Raw genomic sequence first — 18,895 nt, forward strand, 5'->3', positions numbered from 1 at the left:
ACCGGTTCACATAATCATCTACAACCTCAGTCTTCATCGTTTTCATCCTCCTCGAAATGGTTTATTGACTAATGGCAGGTTGTGATACATCCTCTGAGATATCGAGCTCGACAACCTTCTTTACAAAATAAAAAAGAGCTACAAGAAAGTTACCTTTCTTGCAGCTCAAAAAATACGACACATCCAACCCAATGCTGGGTATGAAAAGGATATATTTTCTGAGTGAAAAGAATAAGGTAACTATCCTGCCGATAAAGAATAAAATCATACTGCTTTATTCTTTAAAAAAGTGGCAAGAAATATTACATTATCCCCTTCAACTCCAATCGTTAATTGTCAGCACGATTTTAGCATACTGGCTACTACATGACAACCCTATTTGTTCATGTACATTTCTTATTATCTCTTCTAACCTTCACATGTTTTTAAGCCTATCAAATCTTGTTCAGATACTAACATAAGACTCGATAGAGCTTTTCATATGATTAACGAGTGCTAGCACCTCGCTGTCCAGTCCTTCCCACTTATCAACAACCTCTCCGCGATAGGCTTTTTTTGCCACGTTGAGTAAAGTCGCATGTTCTTTAGGCAACTGAGGTATCACCCATTCTGCGGCTATATCTTTTGATGAGATTTCACCAACAGCTATTGTCAGCCACATTCGTGCAAGGGTTAAAATAACGTTTCGTTCGTCGCCCTTGATGCCCGCAATTAATCCTGGTAAACAATCCATAATCGCTCTGCGAATATGTGTCATGGGCACGGGTTCAAGTACTTCAGAAGCATCCGGACCAAAAAGAGAAACGCTATTCTTTCTCACTTGTGCTAAAACAATAGCCAAATCAGGGTCATAGGTTGGTTCCTGAATTTGTCCATTCTCAAATTCATCTCTGAGCCACTCACCATAGATAAATTCATTTTTTGGCGGAAATCGCCAGGGGACAACATCTCCATGGTTTATTACTGTGACTTCCAGTGGTCGCACAGAATCTGAATTTCCTATCTTTCCGGATATGGGCATGAGTCTGTCTGTTAGTTTTCTGCGATTTTCTTCAGTCAAACATTGATTTACAACCACGAGGACATCTACATCACTATGTATGCGTAAGCCACTCGTTACTGCAGAACCAAATAGATAGACTCCGACTATTGTACTTCCAAGCAGTTCCTCTACAACTTTCCTTGCTTGGATCGCTTCCGTCGGTATTTTTTCGTTATTCAAATCACTCATCCAGCTACAAGCTCCTCTTTTCTAAAATGTAATGGTTCTTGAAAAACATTCATTTCAAAGTAAGAAATTCCCGTCTTCCATTAAAATGGGTTATCGATTTCTTCCCACTCTTCTGTGAAAATATCTAGTTTTATGGTTATTTTTTTGCCATCTTTCTTAACATCACCATAAATAAAGCCTTCACCATACCCTCCGGAAATCCAATTATCATTATCAGGAGTTAGACCGTTTTTATCCAGTACTTGTTTCGCCATTTTGTTTATCTCGCTCTTAAAGATTTCTCCATTTGTTACCTGAAGGAAATTCGGAGCATCCTTCCGTACCAAATTCGTTTGAGGTAAACCAGAGGTTCTTTCATACACGGTTCCGGTTTTGGCGTTAACATCAAGGGTAACTCCTTCGGCATTCGGATCACTTGGAACAGAACGAAAAGAGTAAGTATCATCCTTTCTTGAGAAATTCCATCCCGCGATGTCCATTTTTTCAGCCATGAGCTGGGAAACGTCTTTTTCTTCTAAAGGTAATGTAATAGTTTCCGTATTAGCACAACCTACTAAAAACATTATTAAAGAGCAGACAACGATGAACTTTTTCACCATTCACACCTCATTTGGAATATCTTTGTTACAAATTTGGCTTGTTATGAATTTTCAATTAACGTTCAGGTAAAATGGAGATACCAATTATTATACAGAAAATGGATTGGCGAGTAAAAGCAGACAGGTATAACCAAGTATTTCTGTACAAAAAAGACGGATGACCAGCACCCGTCCTTGGTTTACCTTTTCTGTTTTTTCGTTATTTCACGCTATCCGCAAGCTCGTGCTGGATCACTTTGGCGAGGCTTGAGATCGTCCCGAGATGCATGGCTTCATGGACGAGGGCAAAGTTGACAACCTCACCTACGATTTCGAATCGCAATGGGCCCATCTCGATCGGTGATGGCAGCGGTTTTTCGAATTGCCCAGGAGCTAGTTGGGCAAGTCTCTCCAATTGATCCGTCATGTACTGGACAAGCTCTGCTTTTGTCGGAGGGGCAAGCGTCCAATCTGCCGGCTTCGTTCCCGTATGAAAGAATTTCGTATAGTCTTCTGGAAGATTGGAGTGAAACGGCAGACCGAGCGAGAGAAAATAATCCAGGGCAAAGACGAGATGTCCCACATTCCAGCGAATTGTATTGGCAAATGCCTGTGGCTGAACGTCAAAGAGCTCCTCTGGAATCGCTTGAACCTGCTGCAATGCAATCTGCCGAACAGATACAGCTGTATGAATCATGCTTTGAGACATGAACAATCCCTCCAATGGTTATCGTTTCTTGACTCGCGCGCGCTTATCGTCAAAATCAGTGTACCTGTTCAAAAGAGAGCCAACAATCATGCCTTTCCGATTATAATGATTAATAAAAACGATGAGACGCAGGAGATGGCTACATGGAGCTACGTCAATTGGAGTATTTTATCGCCGTTTGTGAAGAAATGCATTTTTCCCGCGCGGCCGAGAAGCTGTGCACCTCGCAATCTAATCTCAGCCAACAAATCAAGTTTTTGGAGAGTGAGCTTGGGGTACCGCTCTTTGATCGTCTGGGAAAACGCATTGGTTTGACTGAAGCCGGAAAAGTATTGCTGGAACAAAGCCGCCATGTTTTTTCACATCTTGAATACGCGCGTTCAGCCATTGCTGAACTGCAGAACGTCCAAAGCGGCTCTTTAACAATCGCAGTCCTGCCCGGAGACGCCGACTTGTTATTTAACGCGCTGCTCATCGAGTTTCACCGCACCTATCCTAAACTGTCCTTGTCTGTCATCGAATCTACGAAAATCCTGGAGCAGATTATCCAAGGGACAATCGATATTGGCGTTACAACTATGCCTGTTTCCGACGAACGAATGACTGTCATTCCCTTGTTTCACGAAGAGTTCGCGTTGGCTGTTCCGGCGGGCCATTCTCTTGCAGATGAAAAAGCGATCCCTTTTTCCCGACTCAAGGACTTGAAGCTGCTTATGTTCCCATCCGATCATCAATTGAGACAGCTCATTAGCCAGTATTGCCTGCAAGAAGGCTTCCGACTGCAGCCACATATTGAAACAACTACCCTATCCTCGCTCCTATCGTTGGTAGAACAAGGGATTGGTGTATGTGTATTGCCCCGCTTGCTTCTCGAAAATCTTGCCAACAAGGATATTGCCATTGTTTCGCTCTGTAATCCTACGCCCAGTCAGGACATCTGTCTTGTCTACCGCTCCGACAAATATCTGGGGTATGCCGCCAAAGCTTTTATTAATACGTTGGAGTCGTACATTCAAGCCGCGATAAAGAATGCGGACAAGGGGGCATGCTAGGAGAATGTTGTAGACATGAACGTGCCCTTTCACTCAATGGTCGAGTAACCAGTACATCTTGTTCAATTTTGATGGCCTCGCAGGGCATGTTCGATTCGCTTATCGGGTAAAAACCAGATCACGGCAACAAGTAAGAAAAAGAAGCCAGATATCCAAGGGCTCACATAAGCGGTCAAGGCCGCGATCAAATAGAGCACAGGAGATAATTTCCCCTTCAAGTCTCTGCCCATCGCCAGAACAAATGAGGAATCACCGGGATGCTGGCTAAAAATTGCGCGCTGAAGCAGCCAGTACGAGAATGCCGCGAGTAGTAAAATAATACCGTACAGTGCCGTTGGTGTGGCTGCAAAATAGCTTTCACCCATCCAAGCTGTTGTGAACGGCACAAGGGATAGCCAGAAAAGAAGCAGCAAGTTGAGCCACATTAAACGCCCGTTCATCGTTCGAACCATGTGCAATAGATGGTGGTGATTGTTCCAATAAATTCCAATATATACAAAACTGAAGATGTAGCTTACTATTTTTGGACCAAGCCCAATCAACGCATACCAGTCATGGCCATCCGGCACTTTAAATTCCAGTACCATGATCGTAATGATAATCGCCAGCACGCCATCACTGAAAGCTTCCATCCGATTCGCTTTCAAAGTGTTTCACCTTTTCCTCTCTTCACGTTATTTGTTGAGAAGAGGCTACCTCGTAGTCCACAGGTAGCCTCTGTTTACTCAGAAATTCTACTTTGAATTCCGAAATAGCCAGGGCTTCATATCAATTTCTAAAGAGATAGAGACCAAAACCTAATGTAACTCTACCCCATTCTAGATAAATATTTCTCCAACTCCTAATTCTTGTGAGCATAGCATCCACGTCAGGATCATTAGGGTTTTCGTAGCAGTATGTTTCAATAGAGTTCGCATAAAGACCCTCGTATGCATCCCAATCATCTTCACTTGCTACAACGGAGTAAAGAGGTGTCAGCCCCAACTCTTCACCCAATTTTACATTTCCATGATGCGTCCTCAAATCTTCAAGTTGTGCACCGAGCGCCTGTAAATAGTCAGTGGGTGGATCTTTCTTCCAATATCCCTCACCAACAAGAATATAACCACCGGGATGTACACATTTCCTCAAGGCTTGCAATGTAGCTGCTAAATCACCAATTGCATGCGTAGATCCAATGCATATACCCAGACGAAATTCGAAGGTGGAATATTTGTTCATCACTTGTTTTGCATCTTCATTGACAAATTCGATGCGGTCTAACGAAACTCTCCCGTTGGCACGATTACGAGCCGTTTCGATCGCACCATCATACATCTCAATTGCCGTGGCTGAAATGTTATATTTCTCAATATAACGAATGAGCAATTCACTTGTTCCAGCTCCAATGTCAATCGCTTTATCATTAGGAGCTAACTTTGTTTGATTAAGAACCGTGTTGAACTTGCTTTCGCTGATCGGATTACAAAATGTATGGTCCCTGTGGGCTATTGCCGAGAATTTGTTTCTGTCCATTGTATTCTCCTTTGCTTGAATCACGTTTTGAAGAGGAATAGCGCTTACAGTCATTGTTATAGAAAATCATAATCCCAGCTCCTTTTTTCTAACGTTATAAAACATTTTACACTATTCAAATAATGCATATCTAGCAGCATAACTGTCTGTTGAGCATAACAAAGAAAAAGCCTCCAATATATTGGAGACGCGACGTCATATAAGGTTCTCGTTATGTTTCTTTGGTACGGATCTTTTGTCCGGGCTTAGTTGCTCGCCTTTACAAATACCGTGCGAATTCCCAATGCTATAAAAATAACCCCGGATAGCTTTTGAATCATAGGAGCAAGTTTTGAATACCTAAGCCGAACTGTACCATGGGACATCAAAAGCGAGACAGCGGAAAACCATCCAAAATCAATAAGAGCCAGTGTTATTCCATATACGACTTTACTCGGTTATGAAGTATGAGGTAATAGGTACGCTGCGCCTGCCCATTTCAAAATCGTAAACAGAATCATTAGCGTTTTGGAAAGCTTCCTTGACGCTTCGTTTGTTTTGAATAAGATCGTAGAAAAACCTCAGCACAAACATGAGTGCGTCATTTCCATCTGGATAATCGTTTGGTCCGACATAGACTTCGCATCCACTGTCAAGAAATGCTTGTGCCGTCTCTAGTTTTCCTACTGAGCATCCGGTGCCGATTACAGTTTTACCTGTCAGCTTGGCAAAGCGTCTGATCTCCTCCGGCCTAAAGTCTCCCGTGGGTTCTCCCTCTTCATAGATACTTTCCTCCAGCTCTGGCATGATAAAGTGGCCTTCATCACCATGAAAGCAAAGAATGATCCTATCTGTATCCGGATACAGGTCATTACCGGATAGGATATCAATCAGATCTTTCGTTAACAATGAGTCCAAACTATTTTGCGAACATGTAAGCTTGTTCACGAGAAATAATGCAGCCTTTCAAATCCTCCACGGTCACACCTAATCCTTCAAACTCAGTATCACTTAAATCAATTCCCTTGTTAGACTGGGTTTCGTTTATTCATGATCGTTCTTTCGATTGGGCATCCTTTTTATTAGTTTTATCGTAATTTTCTCTAGCCGTTTCTACATGCGAAAAATGTATCCTTCCCCATTGCCTTAGTTCACTCATCGGCTGAAGTAAAGTTTCGCCAAGAGGGGTTAGAGAGTATTCGACGGCTGGGGGGACGGTTGGTGTAATATGACGTTGGACCACCCCATCCCGTTCCAGCTTCCGCACGGTTTGAGTCAGCATTTTTTTGGAGATGCCCACAATTATTCTATTCATTTCACCATATCGGATGCTTCCGTTTTCCATTGCATAAATCACGAGTGCTGTCCATTTATTCGATATGATTTCAAGAACTCTACTATATCCGCATTCCGCAACCGAGATGTCTGGTTGTTTTGGATTAGCCGAAGATTTCAAATGTTCCCCCTCCTATGCACCTTAAAGTACCCAGGACACAATAAAGTGCCTACTTACGTAAGTTTAGTTTATAAAATATCATTTGTCTAACTACCACTAAGGCAACATGTTCAAGGACTAAGTTGTCAAGGACATCGCTGATACGGGTATTCACGCTTGCGATAGACAGTATCTCGAAGTGATCGTTCTGACTTACCAAGAATCATTTTAAAATGGGGAGGAAATGAGAGTGTCGAATATAATTAAAGCTCACCCTAAGTTGTATGTGATGGATAACGGTCGCATGAGCATGGACAAAAACTGGATGATTGCAATGCATAATCCGGCTACGATCAGCAATCCTAATGCGCCGACTCAATTCGTGGAATTTCCGATCTATACCGTATTGATCGATCATCCTGAAGGAAAAATTTTGTTCGATACGGCCTGCAACCCCAACTCGATGGGTGTTGATGGCCGATGGGCCAAATCGACCCAACAGGCATTCCCCTGGGTGGCAAGTGAGGAATGTTACCTTCATAACCGGCTCGAACAATTAAATGTAAGGCCAGAGGACATTAAGTACGTTATAGCCTCCCATTTGCATCTAGATCATGCAGGATGCTTGGAGATGTTCACGAATGCAGCAATTATCGTTCATGAAGATGAACTGAATGGTGCACTGCAGTCCTATGCCCGTAACGAAAATGGAGCATATATTTGGGCCGACATTGATGCATGGATCAAGAACCACTTACAGTGGAAAACGGTCAAACGCAATGAAGATAACCTAGAACTGGCTGAAGGCATCAAGATTATTAATTTGGGAAGCGGCCATGCCTGGGGCATGTTAGGCTTGTACATTGAAATGCCGGAAACCGGTGGCATCATTCTAGCTTCCGATGCCATCTATACGGCAGAGAGCTACGGCCCACCAGTCAAGCCTCCTGGCATTATTTATGACTTGCTCGGTTACCGGAGTGCAGTTGAGAAAATCCGGACATTGGCTAGGCGTACGAATTCCCAGGTGTGGTTCGGGCATGATGCGAATCAGTTTAAGCAATTTCGAAAATCAACCGAAGGATGCTACGAATAATGAGAATTCAATTATAAGTCCGATTCCTCCAATATCCTTTCCGACAGATGAGCAAAGGCTGTCAGTTCAACAGGTAGCCTTTGCTTTGTTTTACCCAGTTATTATAGATGACTGGAATCCTTTAGTGTTCCCAGTTCTTCTCTCGGAGCCGACAGCCACCTCATTCATATAACTTCGCTACTCAAGCACCCTCTAATTTCCCAGTTGAGCAGATAATGAATCCCATAACCTCATCAATTGAATTATGGCAGCTTCAATTACTTCATATGAAACACCTTCCCGGGCTTCCACTCACTTACTCTTTTGCCCAAGGCTATTTAAGGCAATCGAAATAAAATCACGAACATAGTTTTCCAGTAATGAAGGATCATGTGCCGCCAGCATGATTCTATTTGTTATCGTTTTTTTTACAGGAACAATAACCTCTGCCAATTCACCAGCTTGAATGAAGCGGTTTGCTGCAAGGGATGGTACGAAGCTTACGCCATACCCGGCAACAACAGCTTGAATCGTCTCGTTCAACCCATTGAACTCCAGCTCAATCGCTGGTGGCAAAACGTTATTTTCCTCACAAAGCTCAATCAGCCGCTTCCGGGTTGTACTTCCTTCCTCTCTCATAATGAATGGCTCCTTCATTACAGCTTCAACTGCAATACCCTGATTGGCAAACCGATGCGAAGGCGCTACAACGAATTGAAATGTGTCCCTGTAAAGCTCAAGGCAATAAAGCGATTGAAGCCGTTGATCAGAAAGTCCATCATGGCCAAAGATTGCAACGTCAGTCTCATATTGAAGCAGACTTTCCAATGCTTGCCCGGAATTAACGGTAGCGATCTTTACCGCAACCTCCGGGTATTTCTGCTTGAACAAGGATGCCCACCTGGGAATGAGTACGCTGGTCGCCATATAATTTCCAGTGATCCGGAGTTTACCTCGCGGATGCCGATGGTAATCCTCCAGTATGATTCGTATTTGCTCTTCTAAAGCAAACAGCTTCTCCGTAAGTTGAAGAAGCCTTTGTGCGATTGGAGTCAGCGCGATCTTCCTTCCTTTTTTCTCAAACAACACAACTTCATGCTGCCGTTCAAAACTTCGGATTTGTGCAGAAATGGCTGGCTGGCTTATATTCAGCTTCCTGGCGGCTGCGGTCACGCTCCCAGTCGACGCGACAGTATGAAAAAGTAAAAGTGCGTGTAAATTGAGCGTCAGTTCCATCACCTTCTATATAAAAACTGTATAGGAAATACATTATCTATATTATTAATTTATGCGTAACGCATCTATAATGCAAGAAAAGGAGGCGCCTTGCAGACTGATGGATGTGACTGGGGAATACGCGTTTGATCCAATCCCAGCACTGTTAGAGCTGAACAGGGTTGCCTAAAATAGAAAGAAGGAAGTAGGATGATTGTCAAGATTACCAGTGGAGTGATGAAGGATAGACGAATGCTACTGGCTTTCGGTTCAGCGTTTGTTTTTATCATCGCAATGGTCGTTATTTCGGATGTCACCCATACTCATGAATTTATCTTACCTGAATTCGCAGCCATGGCCGTAGCCATGTGGGCGTTTCGAGATGCGAATTGGCTTAGGCAGCCTATCAACATTTGCCTTGCTCCCACGATCACGTCTTTGACTGGCTTTGCTGTCAACCAAATGCCTTTGATCTATCTGATCAAAGTCGTCTTGACTTTGTTCGCCATGCTGCTAGTCCTTGCAATTCTGAAGTCCAATTTTGCTCCGTCTCTCGCCACCGGTCTGCTACCGCTCGTTACGGATGCCCATGATTGGACACTCGTTTTGCTCGTGTTCTTGCTGTCCTTATTCTTTATGGTCGTTGTCCTTGTATTCCAGTTGAACAAAAATTTGGATCATAAGCCAAAGCAGCATGTCCGACAAGCAACTGCCTTTTTCATCATCATGGTCGCTTGGCTTGTGGTTTGCTGGCTAAGTGGCTCGGTCCAGCTTGCGGCGATTCCGCCTGTCATCGTCGTAGCATATGAAGCGATTCATAAACGTGAATACAGCAAAAAATCCGCTTTTAAACAAGGTTTTTCCTTAACTCTGTCGGCTACGATTGGTACCTTGCTATTTTTAAAAATCCCGTCATGGCCAGTGGTCGTCATAATCGACATATTACTGATGTTGCTACTGTCACAAGCTATGCGCGTCCGTATGCCTGCCCTGTACGCATTTCCGCTTTTTCCGTTTATTCTTCCAGGGAATGCCGTCCACGATTTGCCACTCATGACATTATTGGCCTCACTTTTTACTTTTACCTGTTTGTCAATTTATAAAAACCGCGATGCAGTAAGGGGTCGCATCCCATTCAAACGTCATAAGGAAAAGGTTAAGGCAGGTTCCTCGCCAGGACAATAAAATACGATTATTGAATGAATGATCCACCCCATAAGGTTCCCACACAGTCAGCACTATGGAACAGGATAGGTGTTCGTTGTTAATCTGCTTCTTATTGGGTTTTGGTGGCGAGTCCTTATGGGACTTATTTTACAAGGGCTTTCGCGTTTTTTACATCCTCTTCTTGTCTTATCAAGTCTCATTTTTGAACTTCCGATTTTACCATTCTTTGCTTGATACTATAAATGAGACAAAGAAATAGTGGTATCAATATCCCATTTGTTAAGTCCCAAAACATCCATGGTGTTACAAGTTCAACCAAGTAATAGGTTACGTCAGGCGCTATGATTACAGCTAACCCAAAAATCAGGACTCCAGAGGGAAGAAAAAGACTCCTCCTATCCTTTAGTCGAAATAGCTGTACAGTACCAGTTATAAATGCGTAATACACAACAAGAGCTTTAAAAAATGTAGTGATTAAATAGGCTAGAGCCATGATAGCTTCAATTCTTTGGAAAAAATTACCCAAATTTACCTTTTGTGCTAATGTATACATCGGATAGGTACTGAAAGCGGTCAACTTAGGACCTATAACTCCAATGCACATAGCTGTGATGATCGAAAAGATCAAACCAGCTGCAAATGAACCAAAAAGAACCTCTTTGTTCATATTAGATCCAAGTTTCACATACGGAAAAATCATCAAAAAAGCAAACAATTCTCCAAACGAAAAGGCAGTTCCTAACAAAGAGCTTTTCAAAATGGGAACGATGCCATTTTCTCCTACTGGCTTAAAGTGATGGATATTCATTTGTGGAAGCAGACTTACTATGAGAATCGTAATGGCAATAAGGAGAAGGGGTAATAAGATTTCTGCACTCCTCCCCATAGCCTCCAGTCCAGCTTTGAATGCCCACAGCATCAGTAAGATGATTAATAAATTAACGAAAGGTAGCGGAGTCGTGATGAAGATACTCGTTGTCATAAAACCGCCTATTTCCCTAACTAAATATGAACAATCAATTAATAAGAAAAATAGATACCAGATTGAAATGACAAAGCCTAAAACGTTTCCAAATGCATGCAAACAACTTTGAATCAACGTTAAACCTGGAGCGAACTGAAAGGTAGTGAGTATGATAGCAGTAACGAATACTCCAGCAATCATGACAATAACCGCTGAAATCCAGCCATCCTGTTGAGAATCGGAGGACACAATCGAGGGAAATAATTGTAGCATATCTCCAAGAGTGAACATAAAAGTTAGCACGACAACTTGTCTTACGCTAATCCTTCCCTTTTCCAAGGTTTTCCCTCCATAAAACCTAGCCAATAAATAACTGACTGATTGGTCTGTATATAAATTCAATTACCTGTAATGGACTAATATTTTTCGTTGTATGGACAGCGAGAAGACTACAAACTGTACCTACTAGGAGCATGATTGTAAACGCGATTGCATCATTTCTTGAGGAACTCTGTTTGAACCGTGGTAATTCTTTTGCGGCAATGACTACAGAAATGATGATAATGATCATGGATACTAGCATCGGATCACTCCCTCATAACATCCTGAAACGTACCCAGTAAAGTTCCGACCTTTCCAATGCTAACATTTACGTCATAATCAATTTTTGCATTCATAAAAACTCGATCCCATTCATGTTCCAAGCTCTTCCACACTTTCGGATAAGCTTCGTGAACAAATTGACCAAAGCCGAAAACATCCATTTTAAATCTACGGCGGGTAGACTCAACAGAACTTTTCATAAGTTGAGCAAGTTTTGCACTGGCTAGCTTTTCGAGATGACGTAGATTATTCGAAGTTCTAACGTTTTGGGAAGTTTTTTGTACTTCTGTAATTCTGCCTTTGATTGAGACGATGACTTTAAAAGTTGGCTCTCCTTCATCTAGTATTACTTTTACTTTCGTATCCGTTCGGAGTACATGCATACCAAACCGTCCTCCCCCTGGGAGATCAGTATGACCAACCATTTGATCAACACGATTATTGATATAGTTGTAGCCCCTACTTTCCACTTCATCCAGCCAACCAATAAGACGATCCTTCTTAAAATAAGCTAATCCTGTAAATTGAAGCTGAGTAGCAGGCTTCGATGTCTCAAAATTTCTCGGAGAATCACCTATGCCTTCTTGATAGTCACCAACAATTCGAATTCCTGTTAATACGGGACGACCATTTGTCAGTAAATTATGCATGAGTTCATCTACCGTAATTTTTATCGTAGGTGCCCAGTCTTCTGATGAAGCTTCCAACGATGTAAACAATTTATTTGCGGGAATCGATTCCAGAGGGGTTGTTATTTGTAGTATTTCTTCCGCTCTTCTCCCTTTTGCGACTGCAACATAATAGTCAGCACGAGTTTGTGGGGCGCGAACCATCGTTTCAACCACATCTGCAATTCCTTTACGGGCGAACGCTTCCCCTAAAATAAACATCTTGATGTGCCCTAAATATATTCTGCGCGGGCTAATTTCGGTTATCATTTGGATGGCCTCCGTTAATGTGGGAGCAACTGCCTCAAATAAAGTGACATTCGATCCAACATTTTTGGAAGAATTATTCTGGGCTATCTGCGCGGGAATAACAACTTGAGCTGTAACTTTCAATTGATTGTTCGGGGCGCTATCTATACCAATAGCAACTGCTATTCCCAATTGGTTTAATTCCTTTCTGTCCCAACACCCTTCCAGCGGAAACATCAGAATTGTTAAAAGGATGACCAAAACTCTTTTGTAGGTCATGGCTTTCTCCTTCCCGAAAAAAGGTTGTACCTCCGCCGTAGTCGAATTCGATCGTTTCCTTCATCTGCTTCCGAATAGATAGGACGTGTATACATCCGCTTCCAGGGCATACGAAAGATACTGTCTTTCATGTCCGAAGCTACGTAAGGACCAAAAGGACTCATATAATCTACTCCAAATGACTTTAAGGTTGTTAAATGCAATAGGATCGCCATTAGCCCAAGCCAAATGCCAAATACCCCAAACGACGATGCAAGAAACATAAAACAAAAGCGCAGGATGCGAACAGCTCGAGATAAACCATTTTCAGGTATCACATAGCTTGAAATAGCTGTAATGGATACAATAATGACCATCGCTGCGGATATGATGCCGGCTGCTACAGCAGCTTGTCCGATAACAAGGGTTCCTACAATGGACACGGCTTGGCCTATTGTCTTCGGAATGCGAACGCCTGCTTCCCGCAGTATCTCATAGGTCAATTCCATCATAAGCGCTTCAAAAAATGCTGGAAAAGGTACTCCTTCCCGTTGTGCTGCGAGGTTGATAATAAGGTTCGTTGGTAACATTTCAACGTGAAATGTAGATAGAGCTATGTATAATGCTGGGGCAAGGAGAGCGATGAAAAATGCAAGGTAGCGTAGCATACGAATTAAAGAGCTAATATCTGCCCTTTGGTAATAGTCATCTGGGGCTTGGAGAAACTGGACAAACAAAGCTGGGATTAACAATACAAACGGTGTACCGTCCACAATAATCGCTACTCTACCTTCAAGAAGCCCGGCTGCGATCGTATCAGGACGTTCCGAATTAAAGACAGTCGGAAAAGGAGTTCTTGTTTTATCTTGAATGAGCTCCTCGATGTACTCGCCCTCCAGAATTGCATCAATGTCAATTCTGTCAAGTCGTTCCCTCAGCTCAGCGAGAACCTCCTCATTAACGATTTCTTTGATATAAACGATGGCTATACTCGTATGGGTAACCTTTCCAATTTTTTGAGTTTCTAGCCAGAGTCGGGGATCTTGAATTCGCTTTCTTAAAAGGGCTATGTTAGTACGGATATTTTCAGAAAAACCTTCCATTGGACCACGCACAACCATATGAGATTGTGGTTCCCCTATACTGCGCTCCTTCAATCCTGCGACATCAATCCATAAACCTTTTCTTTCCCCTTCCAGAAACAAAATAGCATTACCCGAGAGTAACCTCTCGTAAAGCTCGTCATAGGAGCAGAATACATTGCTATGTGTAGTAGTCAAAATATTTAGCTGTAGGTATTCTAATCGATCACTTGTTGGTTCAAAATGAGCCGCATCTGTTTTATGAAGCAGGGATTGCAGCAGAGAATTTTGAAGTAAATGGGGGTCTACAAGTCCATCGATATAGATGACTGCGGCAGACCATAACTGCAAGCATTGGAGCTTTTTATAAATGAAATCATCACTTTTACCAAGATCTTTTTGAATTTTATTTATTTGATCCGAAATACTTCCCGTAAGAATTGCTCCTTTTTGTTGTTTACCGATGTACTTTTTTGGCATTACCATCCTCTCCCGGTGGTTGGTTTATTGATGTGCATAGTATGAAATAGGTAGAAGAAATATATACCAATTTATTAAGGTTAATTTAATTCTTTATCATGAAGCAGCCTTCGAATAAAAGTTATAGATAGCTCCTAAATGAGCATACGTCCATTACAGCAAACGACAAGTTGAAAAGGCCATACATTGTGTGATGGGCTTAACCTTATTGAAAATTCATTATGCCTCGTCTCCTCTCTCAGAGGACTTGTCCAGAAATGATTGTCGAATATGACCGCCTCTTCTGCTTGTGAGTCGGACCATAGTTGGACGTAATCGTTTGTATCCTGCTTTGCATTCACTTCCTCGACAGATGTCCAATCATTGACAATGATGAAAGTGTTTTTTATACTGGTACCGAAACATACATACTAAAACTGATTTGGAATGTGGACTTTTCTGGAGATTCATCTCTATTTTCGCCACACAAAGACCGTACTGGTCATTTGTGTGGCTTTTTCGCATTCAAAAAAGGAGGATCATGATGAAATTATGGCACTACGCACTGATCGTTTTTTTAGGAGGGTGCTGCTATGGGATTTTATCCACATTTGTTAAATTGGCGTATGCAACAGGTTTTACAGTACCGGCAGTAACTGGGGGGCAGTATTTTTTCGGAGTTGTGCTTGCTTGGTTGGTTGTTCTATGTACCAAAAAGAAAAAACTATCTCTGGCACAAATTTTAAAACTTCTTCTATCGGGGATCCCATTTGGGTTGACAGGAGTATTCTATTATCAAGCCTTGCAAACCTTGAATGCTTCTCTAGCCATTGTTTTTTTATTCCAATTTGTTTGGATTGGAGCACTGTTGAGTGGGTGTTCCATAAGAAGAAGCCGACAAAAAGAAAGTTCATTTCCATTGCGCTACTTCTAATCGGCTCCATTTTAGCAGCAAATATCCTGTTTCAGGAACGGCTCGCGTTGTCATGGGTGGGAAGCCTCTGGGGATTGCTTGCGGCTTTAACTTTTTCCGTATTCGTTTTTTTGAGCAGCTCTGTGGAAAAAGCAACCCCTCCCATTCTGAAAAGTGCTCTTATTGCTACAGGGGGATTAGTAACCGTATGTACCATTCTTCCACTGACTTTTTTATTTGATCTGAATGTATTAGTGTGGTTGATTCCTTATGGATTGGCACTCGGTATTTTCGGAGTCGTTCTTCCCCCTCTTTTGTTTTCCATTGGGATGCCACATGTTGGTTCAGGATTGGGAACGATTCTGACAGCATCTGAACTGCCGGTCGTTATTGCCATGTCCGCTTTCGTGCTGGCAGAACCGATCAGCTTGCCTCAGTGGATTGGAGTTGTCATTATTTTAAGTGGGATTGTCAGTAGTAACATTCGATCAGGAAATTCGAACAAGAAATCTTTACATACGCAGAATTAAGCCGATAGCCTAAAAAGCTCACATTAACTGTACATTCCCTATCAAAATAAGGTAGCCACTATCCTGTGTAAGGTTAATCTTACAAACGATAGCGGCTACGTATATTCATGCATTTAAGTCTGTTATGGCAGGAATATTTATTTCTTTTACACATGAAACAGGAGATAAATGAATAACACATTGGACTATCGATACAATGTCTTGCACAGGAATACGCGTACCTTGATACAACAGCATTGCCTTTTCTGCCCCTTCTTCATACGGTACATCAGCAGCAAGCTCTCCTGGATTGATACACGTTACAGAAATCCCATCTTTCCTCACATGCTCACGTAAAGCATTTGTAATACCACGTAAGCCAAACTTAGATGCAACAAACGAAACTTGTGAGTTATTGGTATGGTCCAACCCTGCTGTGGAACCAATTAAAATCATTTTTCCGTTCATCGCCTGTCTTACATTCGGCAAAAGCGCTTGAATATACGTAATGGTGGAAGTTAAATTAATCGTAAGTAAGTTCGCAATGTCTCCTGCATCATCGTTATCAAACGAATAGTCATCTTCAAAACCACGTTTTTCCCATACACCGACATTATAAATGAGTACATCAATAACTATGTCTTTTAACGTTTCTTTTAAAAATGGGATTTGTTGTTGACTTGATAAATCAACGGAGAGCCATTTTCGATTTACGCCATCATCTATGTCTAAACTTCTAGGTCGTGTGCGTGACACTATCCATACGGTATCTCCCTTTACAGGCAAGCCTCTCACAAAAGCATCGCCCAGCCCTTGACTTGCTCCAAATACAATAAAGTTCTTATTCAACCGATCACCTCTTCTTTTAAAAGTATGAAGCCCTGCTGGAATACTGCAAAAAATCTCTGACGGCAAGTGAGGTCTCTCATCCGTGACACCCTTTTTAATGTTCTGATTCTTTATATATTTTTGCTGATGAATCTTTTTAAGTCAATAAACATTTATTATGCGAGCTCTCCATTCTCGAATGATTCACTTGTTGTTCGGTCTCTCTTAAAGTACGGTTATTTTCTGATCAAAATCACATCTTCAGGTATTTCGTCAGTGTCTAGTACCTGTGAATCCTTCCCCTTCAAATATTTATCAAAAAAATCATGGAGAAGAACATTCATAATCTTCTCCATTTCGTTAGGGTCAATTTCTCCAAGCATTGCCTGCTTAACTTCCTTGTCCCCTATAACGCTGCTTGCGACGTAGTTTTCAGCCAGTATCTCACTGTAATCTGTAAAGTTTCCATGGGTACTATTTTTAACGGTAACCATATAGGCTAGAAAATAACTCCAAACCATTGTATGCATCTGTCTGAAGAGCCTTCAATAATTTTTCATTATCAGGCATTAAGATCTCACACGAAATTGGGACCGCTCGGCATGAGGAGTTTGTGCTTTTGTTTTATCTTCATTGCTTTTCTCCTTTTGGATTGGGTGTTTATGAATTGCGAGTCATGGAATAATTTCAAAAACGGTACCTTGGTTCGCATTCGTCACCTTCACAGATCCATATACCCCTAAAAATAGTCTGGTTTGATCAAGATTCGTTCCCAAACTAACATAATAAGCTGATTGAGATCCGAAATGATAATCGGTTTCTATGACACTAAAATCACTTAGTTTACAATCTGCATGTGCGCTGGTATAGGCTAAAACCCCTCTAACTGGAGATTGTTCATGTCTGGCAAGATCGCTAAACACAATGCTTCCCTTTAAATCGGGGATTTCACTCCCCATATAGGGGTGGACTCCTGTAAGTGCAGTTCCACCAAATTTATCTGGTCTCGGATCCTTATGAAAATAACTCGTTAAAGGTAGAAGACGCTTTACTGAAGTTTTTATTGCTTCATCGTAATAAGTCATTGTTTTCTCATTCAAAGTTGGATCTGTAGAGCAGCCCTTCATCATCGAAGTTGGAAAAGCCCCTTCCCACCCTCGCCAACCAAAGTTAATGAATCCTACTTGGTCCAGCTCATTACTCATGAGAGAAGCTTGAACAAGCTGGGTAACCGGTATTGGCTTATAATGAACGAATGAAAAAATCGACTCTACCAAGTCCTGTCCGACAATCCCTACATATTTGATATATTGATTATAGAACTTTTGAAATGAAATACCTGGTATGTTGCGAACCCCTTTGGCAATTACAGTAAGCGTCTCCTGAATAGGTACAGGAAGTTCATTAAAGCGTGTGACAACAGGTGGATTATGAATAAATGTGTCTTGAGCGACATCAATTTCAATCATTTTACCAGCGATCTCCATATCATCTTGACTTAGATTAAATGGATCATAGCCGGATCCACCATCTCCGGTTGTTAAAACCAGTCTTCCTGTTTCTGGTGAAAAATTTAAACTATTGACGCCATTATGATTTAGGAATGGTCTTCTTATGTTAAGAATTGTCCGTCGTTTTTGAAGTTGACGATTCGATTGGAGAATCCATTCTTCTACTGTATCAATATGATCGTAATGAATTTCTCTGTTTGACCACTTTAGGTTTAAGGTTTTCGGATCACACGGGTTAGGCTTAAAAGATTCAAAAGCACCAGGAAGGGAGCCTGGACCTTGTGTTCCCTCTACTGAAAAATGAAGATAGAAAAGACCGTTATAATAAAAGTTAGGATGAAATGCTAGCCCAAGCAACCCTCTTTCATCATATCCACCACTAGAGAGACCTAGTTTTATAATTCGCGGGCTAATATCTAAAAATGTCCTGATTACTTCGTCTCGTATGTAAAAAATTTCTCCTACCTGGGTTGTAACAAATAAACTTTCCATGGTATCTCCAGGAAGAACGGCTGTTTTCAAAACAGTGGGCATATTTATCTTACTTATAATGGGTCGTAAACGGACCTTAACTTTTCTCATCTACCTGTGCACCCCCTCCGCTTGTTTCTTTTTAAGAATATGATTAGAGTGATGCCGTTAGTATCAATCGCCCCTTGACGTCGATTCAGCTGTCTTCATCGTTATTACATTTTTCTCCAATCGTAGGGCAATAGTTGTTCAATGGTCACAACAACTCCTTCCTCAACCATTACTTCTGTACGCAGATTAACGTTATGTAGCTGACTTATAAATTCACGGCAACGACTACATGGCAAACAATAAGTCTTCATCAATAAACAAATCAATGCTGCCTATACTTATATAAGTGGGTGGTAATCCAGCCGAAGATTTT

The 18,895-nt window shown here is 41.7% G+C and carries 17 protein-coding genes and 1 pseudogene; 4 read left to right on the forward strand and 14 right to left on the reverse strand.

Going from position 1 to position 18,895, the window contains the following annotated elements; all coding sequences use genetic code 11:
• Positions 1–445: 445 nt before the first annotated feature.
• The 3 genes from ant(9) to ADS79_RS16880 all read right to left on the reverse strand — a co-directional run bounded on the left by ant(9) (position 446) and on the right by ADS79_RS16880 (position 2,518).
• Complete coding sequence (ant(9), locus tag ADS79_RS16870) at positions 446–1,231, reverse strand: aminoglycoside nucleotidyltransferase ANT(9) (RefSeq protein ID WP_049739582.1); 786 nt, start codon at positions 1,229–1,231, stop codon at positions 446–448.
• Positions 1,232–1,311: 80 nt separating this feature from the next.
• Positions 1,312–1,827, reverse strand: coding sequence for a putative periplasmic lipoprotein (locus ADS79_RS16875; RefSeq protein WP_161807301.1), 516 nt, complete (start codon positions 1,825–1,827; stop codon positions 1,312–1,314).
• Positions 1,828–2,029: 202 nt separating this feature from the next.
• Positions 2,030–2,518 (reverse strand): DinB family protein, encoded by a 489-nt coding sequence (locus ADS79_RS16880; RefSeq protein ID WP_049739584.1) that lies wholly within the window; start codon positions 2,516–2,518, stop codon positions 2,030–2,032.
• A gap of 143 nt (positions 2,519–2,661) precedes the next feature.
• On the opposite strand from ADS79_RS16880, the gene ADS79_RS16885 reads away from it, so the two are divergent.
• Positions 2,662–3,570: a LysR family transcriptional regulator gene (locus tag ADS79_RS16885; protein WP_049739585.1), complete on the forward strand. Its 909-nt coding sequence runs from the start codon at positions 2,662–2,664 to the stop codon at positions 3,568–3,570.
• A gap of 62 nt (positions 3,571–3,632) precedes the next feature.
• On the opposite strand, the gene ADS79_RS16890 is transcribed toward ADS79_RS16885, so the two are convergent.
• The 4 genes from ADS79_RS16890 to ADS79_RS16905 all read right to left on the reverse strand — a co-directional run bounded on the left by ADS79_RS16890 (position 3,633) and on the right by ADS79_RS16905 (position 6,520).
• Positions 3,633–4,217, reverse strand: coding sequence for a TMEM175 family protein (locus ADS79_RS16890; RefSeq protein ID WP_049739586.1), 585 nt, complete (start codon positions 4,215–4,217; stop codon positions 3,633–3,635).
• 121 nt (positions 4,218–4,338) lie between these two features.
• Positions 4,339–5,085, reverse strand: coding sequence for an SAM-dependent methyltransferase (locus tag ADS79_RS16895; protein WP_049739587.1), 747 nt, complete (start codon positions 5,083–5,085; stop codon positions 4,339–4,341).
• A gap of 429 nt (positions 5,086–5,514) precedes the next feature.
• A complete protein-coding gene (locus ADS79_RS16900; RefSeq protein ID WP_236700011.1) occupies positions 5,515–5,973 on the reverse strand; it encodes a delta-aminolevulinic acid dehydratase in 459 nt (152 codons plus the stop codon).
• A gap of 139 nt (positions 5,974–6,112) precedes the next feature.
• Positions 6,113–6,520: a winged helix-turn-helix transcriptional regulator gene (locus ADS79_RS16905; RefSeq protein WP_049739588.1), complete on the reverse strand. Its 408-nt coding sequence runs from the start codon at positions 6,518–6,520 to the stop codon at positions 6,113–6,115.
• A gap of 229 nt (positions 6,521–6,749) precedes the next feature.
• Between ADS79_RS16905 and ahlS the strand changes: the two genes are divergently transcribed.
• Positions 6,750–7,595 carry an AhlS family quorum-quenching N-acyl homoserine lactonase gene (gene ahlS / locus ADS79_RS16910; protein ID WP_049739589.1) on the forward strand — a complete coding sequence of 282 codons (846 nt, stop codon included), beginning with the start codon at positions 6,750–6,752 and terminating at the stop codon, positions 7,593–7,595.
• Between the two features lie 291 nt (positions 7,596–7,886).
• Here ahlS and ADS79_RS16915 read toward each other — a convergent pair whose 3' ends face one another.
• On the reverse strand, positions 7,887–8,810 hold the full coding sequence (locus ADS79_RS16915; RefSeq protein WP_049739590.1) for a LysR family transcriptional regulator: 924 nt from the start codon (positions 8,808–8,810) through the stop codon (positions 7,887–7,889).
• A 189-nt stretch (positions 8,811–8,999) separates the two neighbouring features.
• Here ADS79_RS16915 and ADS79_RS16920 point away from each other — a divergent pair, with 189 nt between their 5' ends.
• The gene (locus ADS79_RS16920; protein ID WP_049739591.1) at positions 9,000–9,974 is read left to right on the forward strand and encodes an HPP family protein; all 975 of its coding nucleotides are present in this window, start codon (positions 9,000–9,002) and stop codon (positions 9,972–9,974) included.
• Positions 9,975–10,152: 178 nt separating this feature from the next.
• On the opposite strand, the gene ADS79_RS16925 is transcribed toward ADS79_RS16920, so the two are convergent.
• The 3 genes from ADS79_RS16925 to ADS79_RS16940 all read right to left on the reverse strand — a co-directional run bounded on the left by ADS79_RS16925 (position 10,153) and on the right by ADS79_RS16940 (position 14,260).
• The gene (locus ADS79_RS16925) at positions 10,153–11,259 is read right to left on the reverse strand and encodes a GerAB/ArcD/ProY family transporter (RefSeq protein ID WP_049739592.1); all 1,107 of its coding nucleotides are present in this window, start codon (positions 11,257–11,259) and stop codon (positions 10,153–10,155) included.
• Positions 11,260–11,507: 248 nt separating this feature from the next.
• Positions 11,508–12,719, reverse strand: a complete 1,212-nt coding sequence (locus tag ADS79_RS16935) for a Ger(x)C family spore germination protein (RefSeq protein ID WP_084765961.1) — start codon at positions 12,717–12,719, stop codon at positions 11,508–11,510.
• Entirely contained in the window at positions 12,716–14,260 is a 1,545-nt protein-coding gene (locus ADS79_RS16940; RefSeq protein ID WP_049739594.1) for a spore germination protein, read from the reverse strand. The genes ADS79_RS16935 and ADS79_RS16940 overlap by 4 nt, the downstream gene beginning before the upstream one ends.
• A gap of 523 nt (positions 14,261–14,783) precedes the next feature.
• Here ADS79_RS16940 and ADS79_RS16945 point away from each other — a divergent pair.
• Positions 14,784–15,682: pseudogene (locus tag ADS79_RS16945) on the forward strand (EamA family transporter).
• A 105-nt stretch (positions 15,683–15,787) separates the two neighbouring features.
• On the opposite strand, the gene ADS79_RS16950 reads toward ADS79_RS16945, so the two are convergent.
• The 3 genes from ADS79_RS16950 to ADS79_RS16960 form a co-directional block, all read right to left on the reverse strand.
• On the reverse strand, positions 15,788–16,510 hold the full coding sequence (locus tag ADS79_RS16950) for an SDR family NAD(P)-dependent oxidoreductase (RefSeq protein ID WP_049739595.1): 723 nt from the start codon (positions 16,508–16,510) through the stop codon (positions 15,788–15,790).
• 215 nt (positions 16,511–16,725) lie between these two features.
• Positions 16,726–17,019 carry a hypothetical protein gene (locus ADS79_RS16955; RefSeq protein ID WP_049739596.1) on the reverse strand — a complete coding sequence of 98 codons (294 nt, stop codon included), beginning with the start codon at positions 17,017–17,019 and terminating at the stop codon, positions 16,726–16,728.
• A 144-nt stretch (positions 17,020–17,163) separates the two neighbouring features.
• Entirely contained in the window at positions 17,164–18,582 is a 1,419-nt protein-coding gene (locus tag ADS79_RS16960) for a PQQ-dependent sugar dehydrogenase (protein ID WP_049739597.1), read from the reverse strand.
• Positions 18,583–18,895 lie beyond the last annotated feature (313 nt).

The sequence above is a fragment of the Brevibacillus reuszeri genome (genome assembly GCF_001187725.1).
In the GTDB taxonomy this organism is placed as follows: Bacteria; Bacillota; Bacilli; order Brevibacillales; family Brevibacillaceae; genus Brevibacillus; species Brevibacillus reuszeri.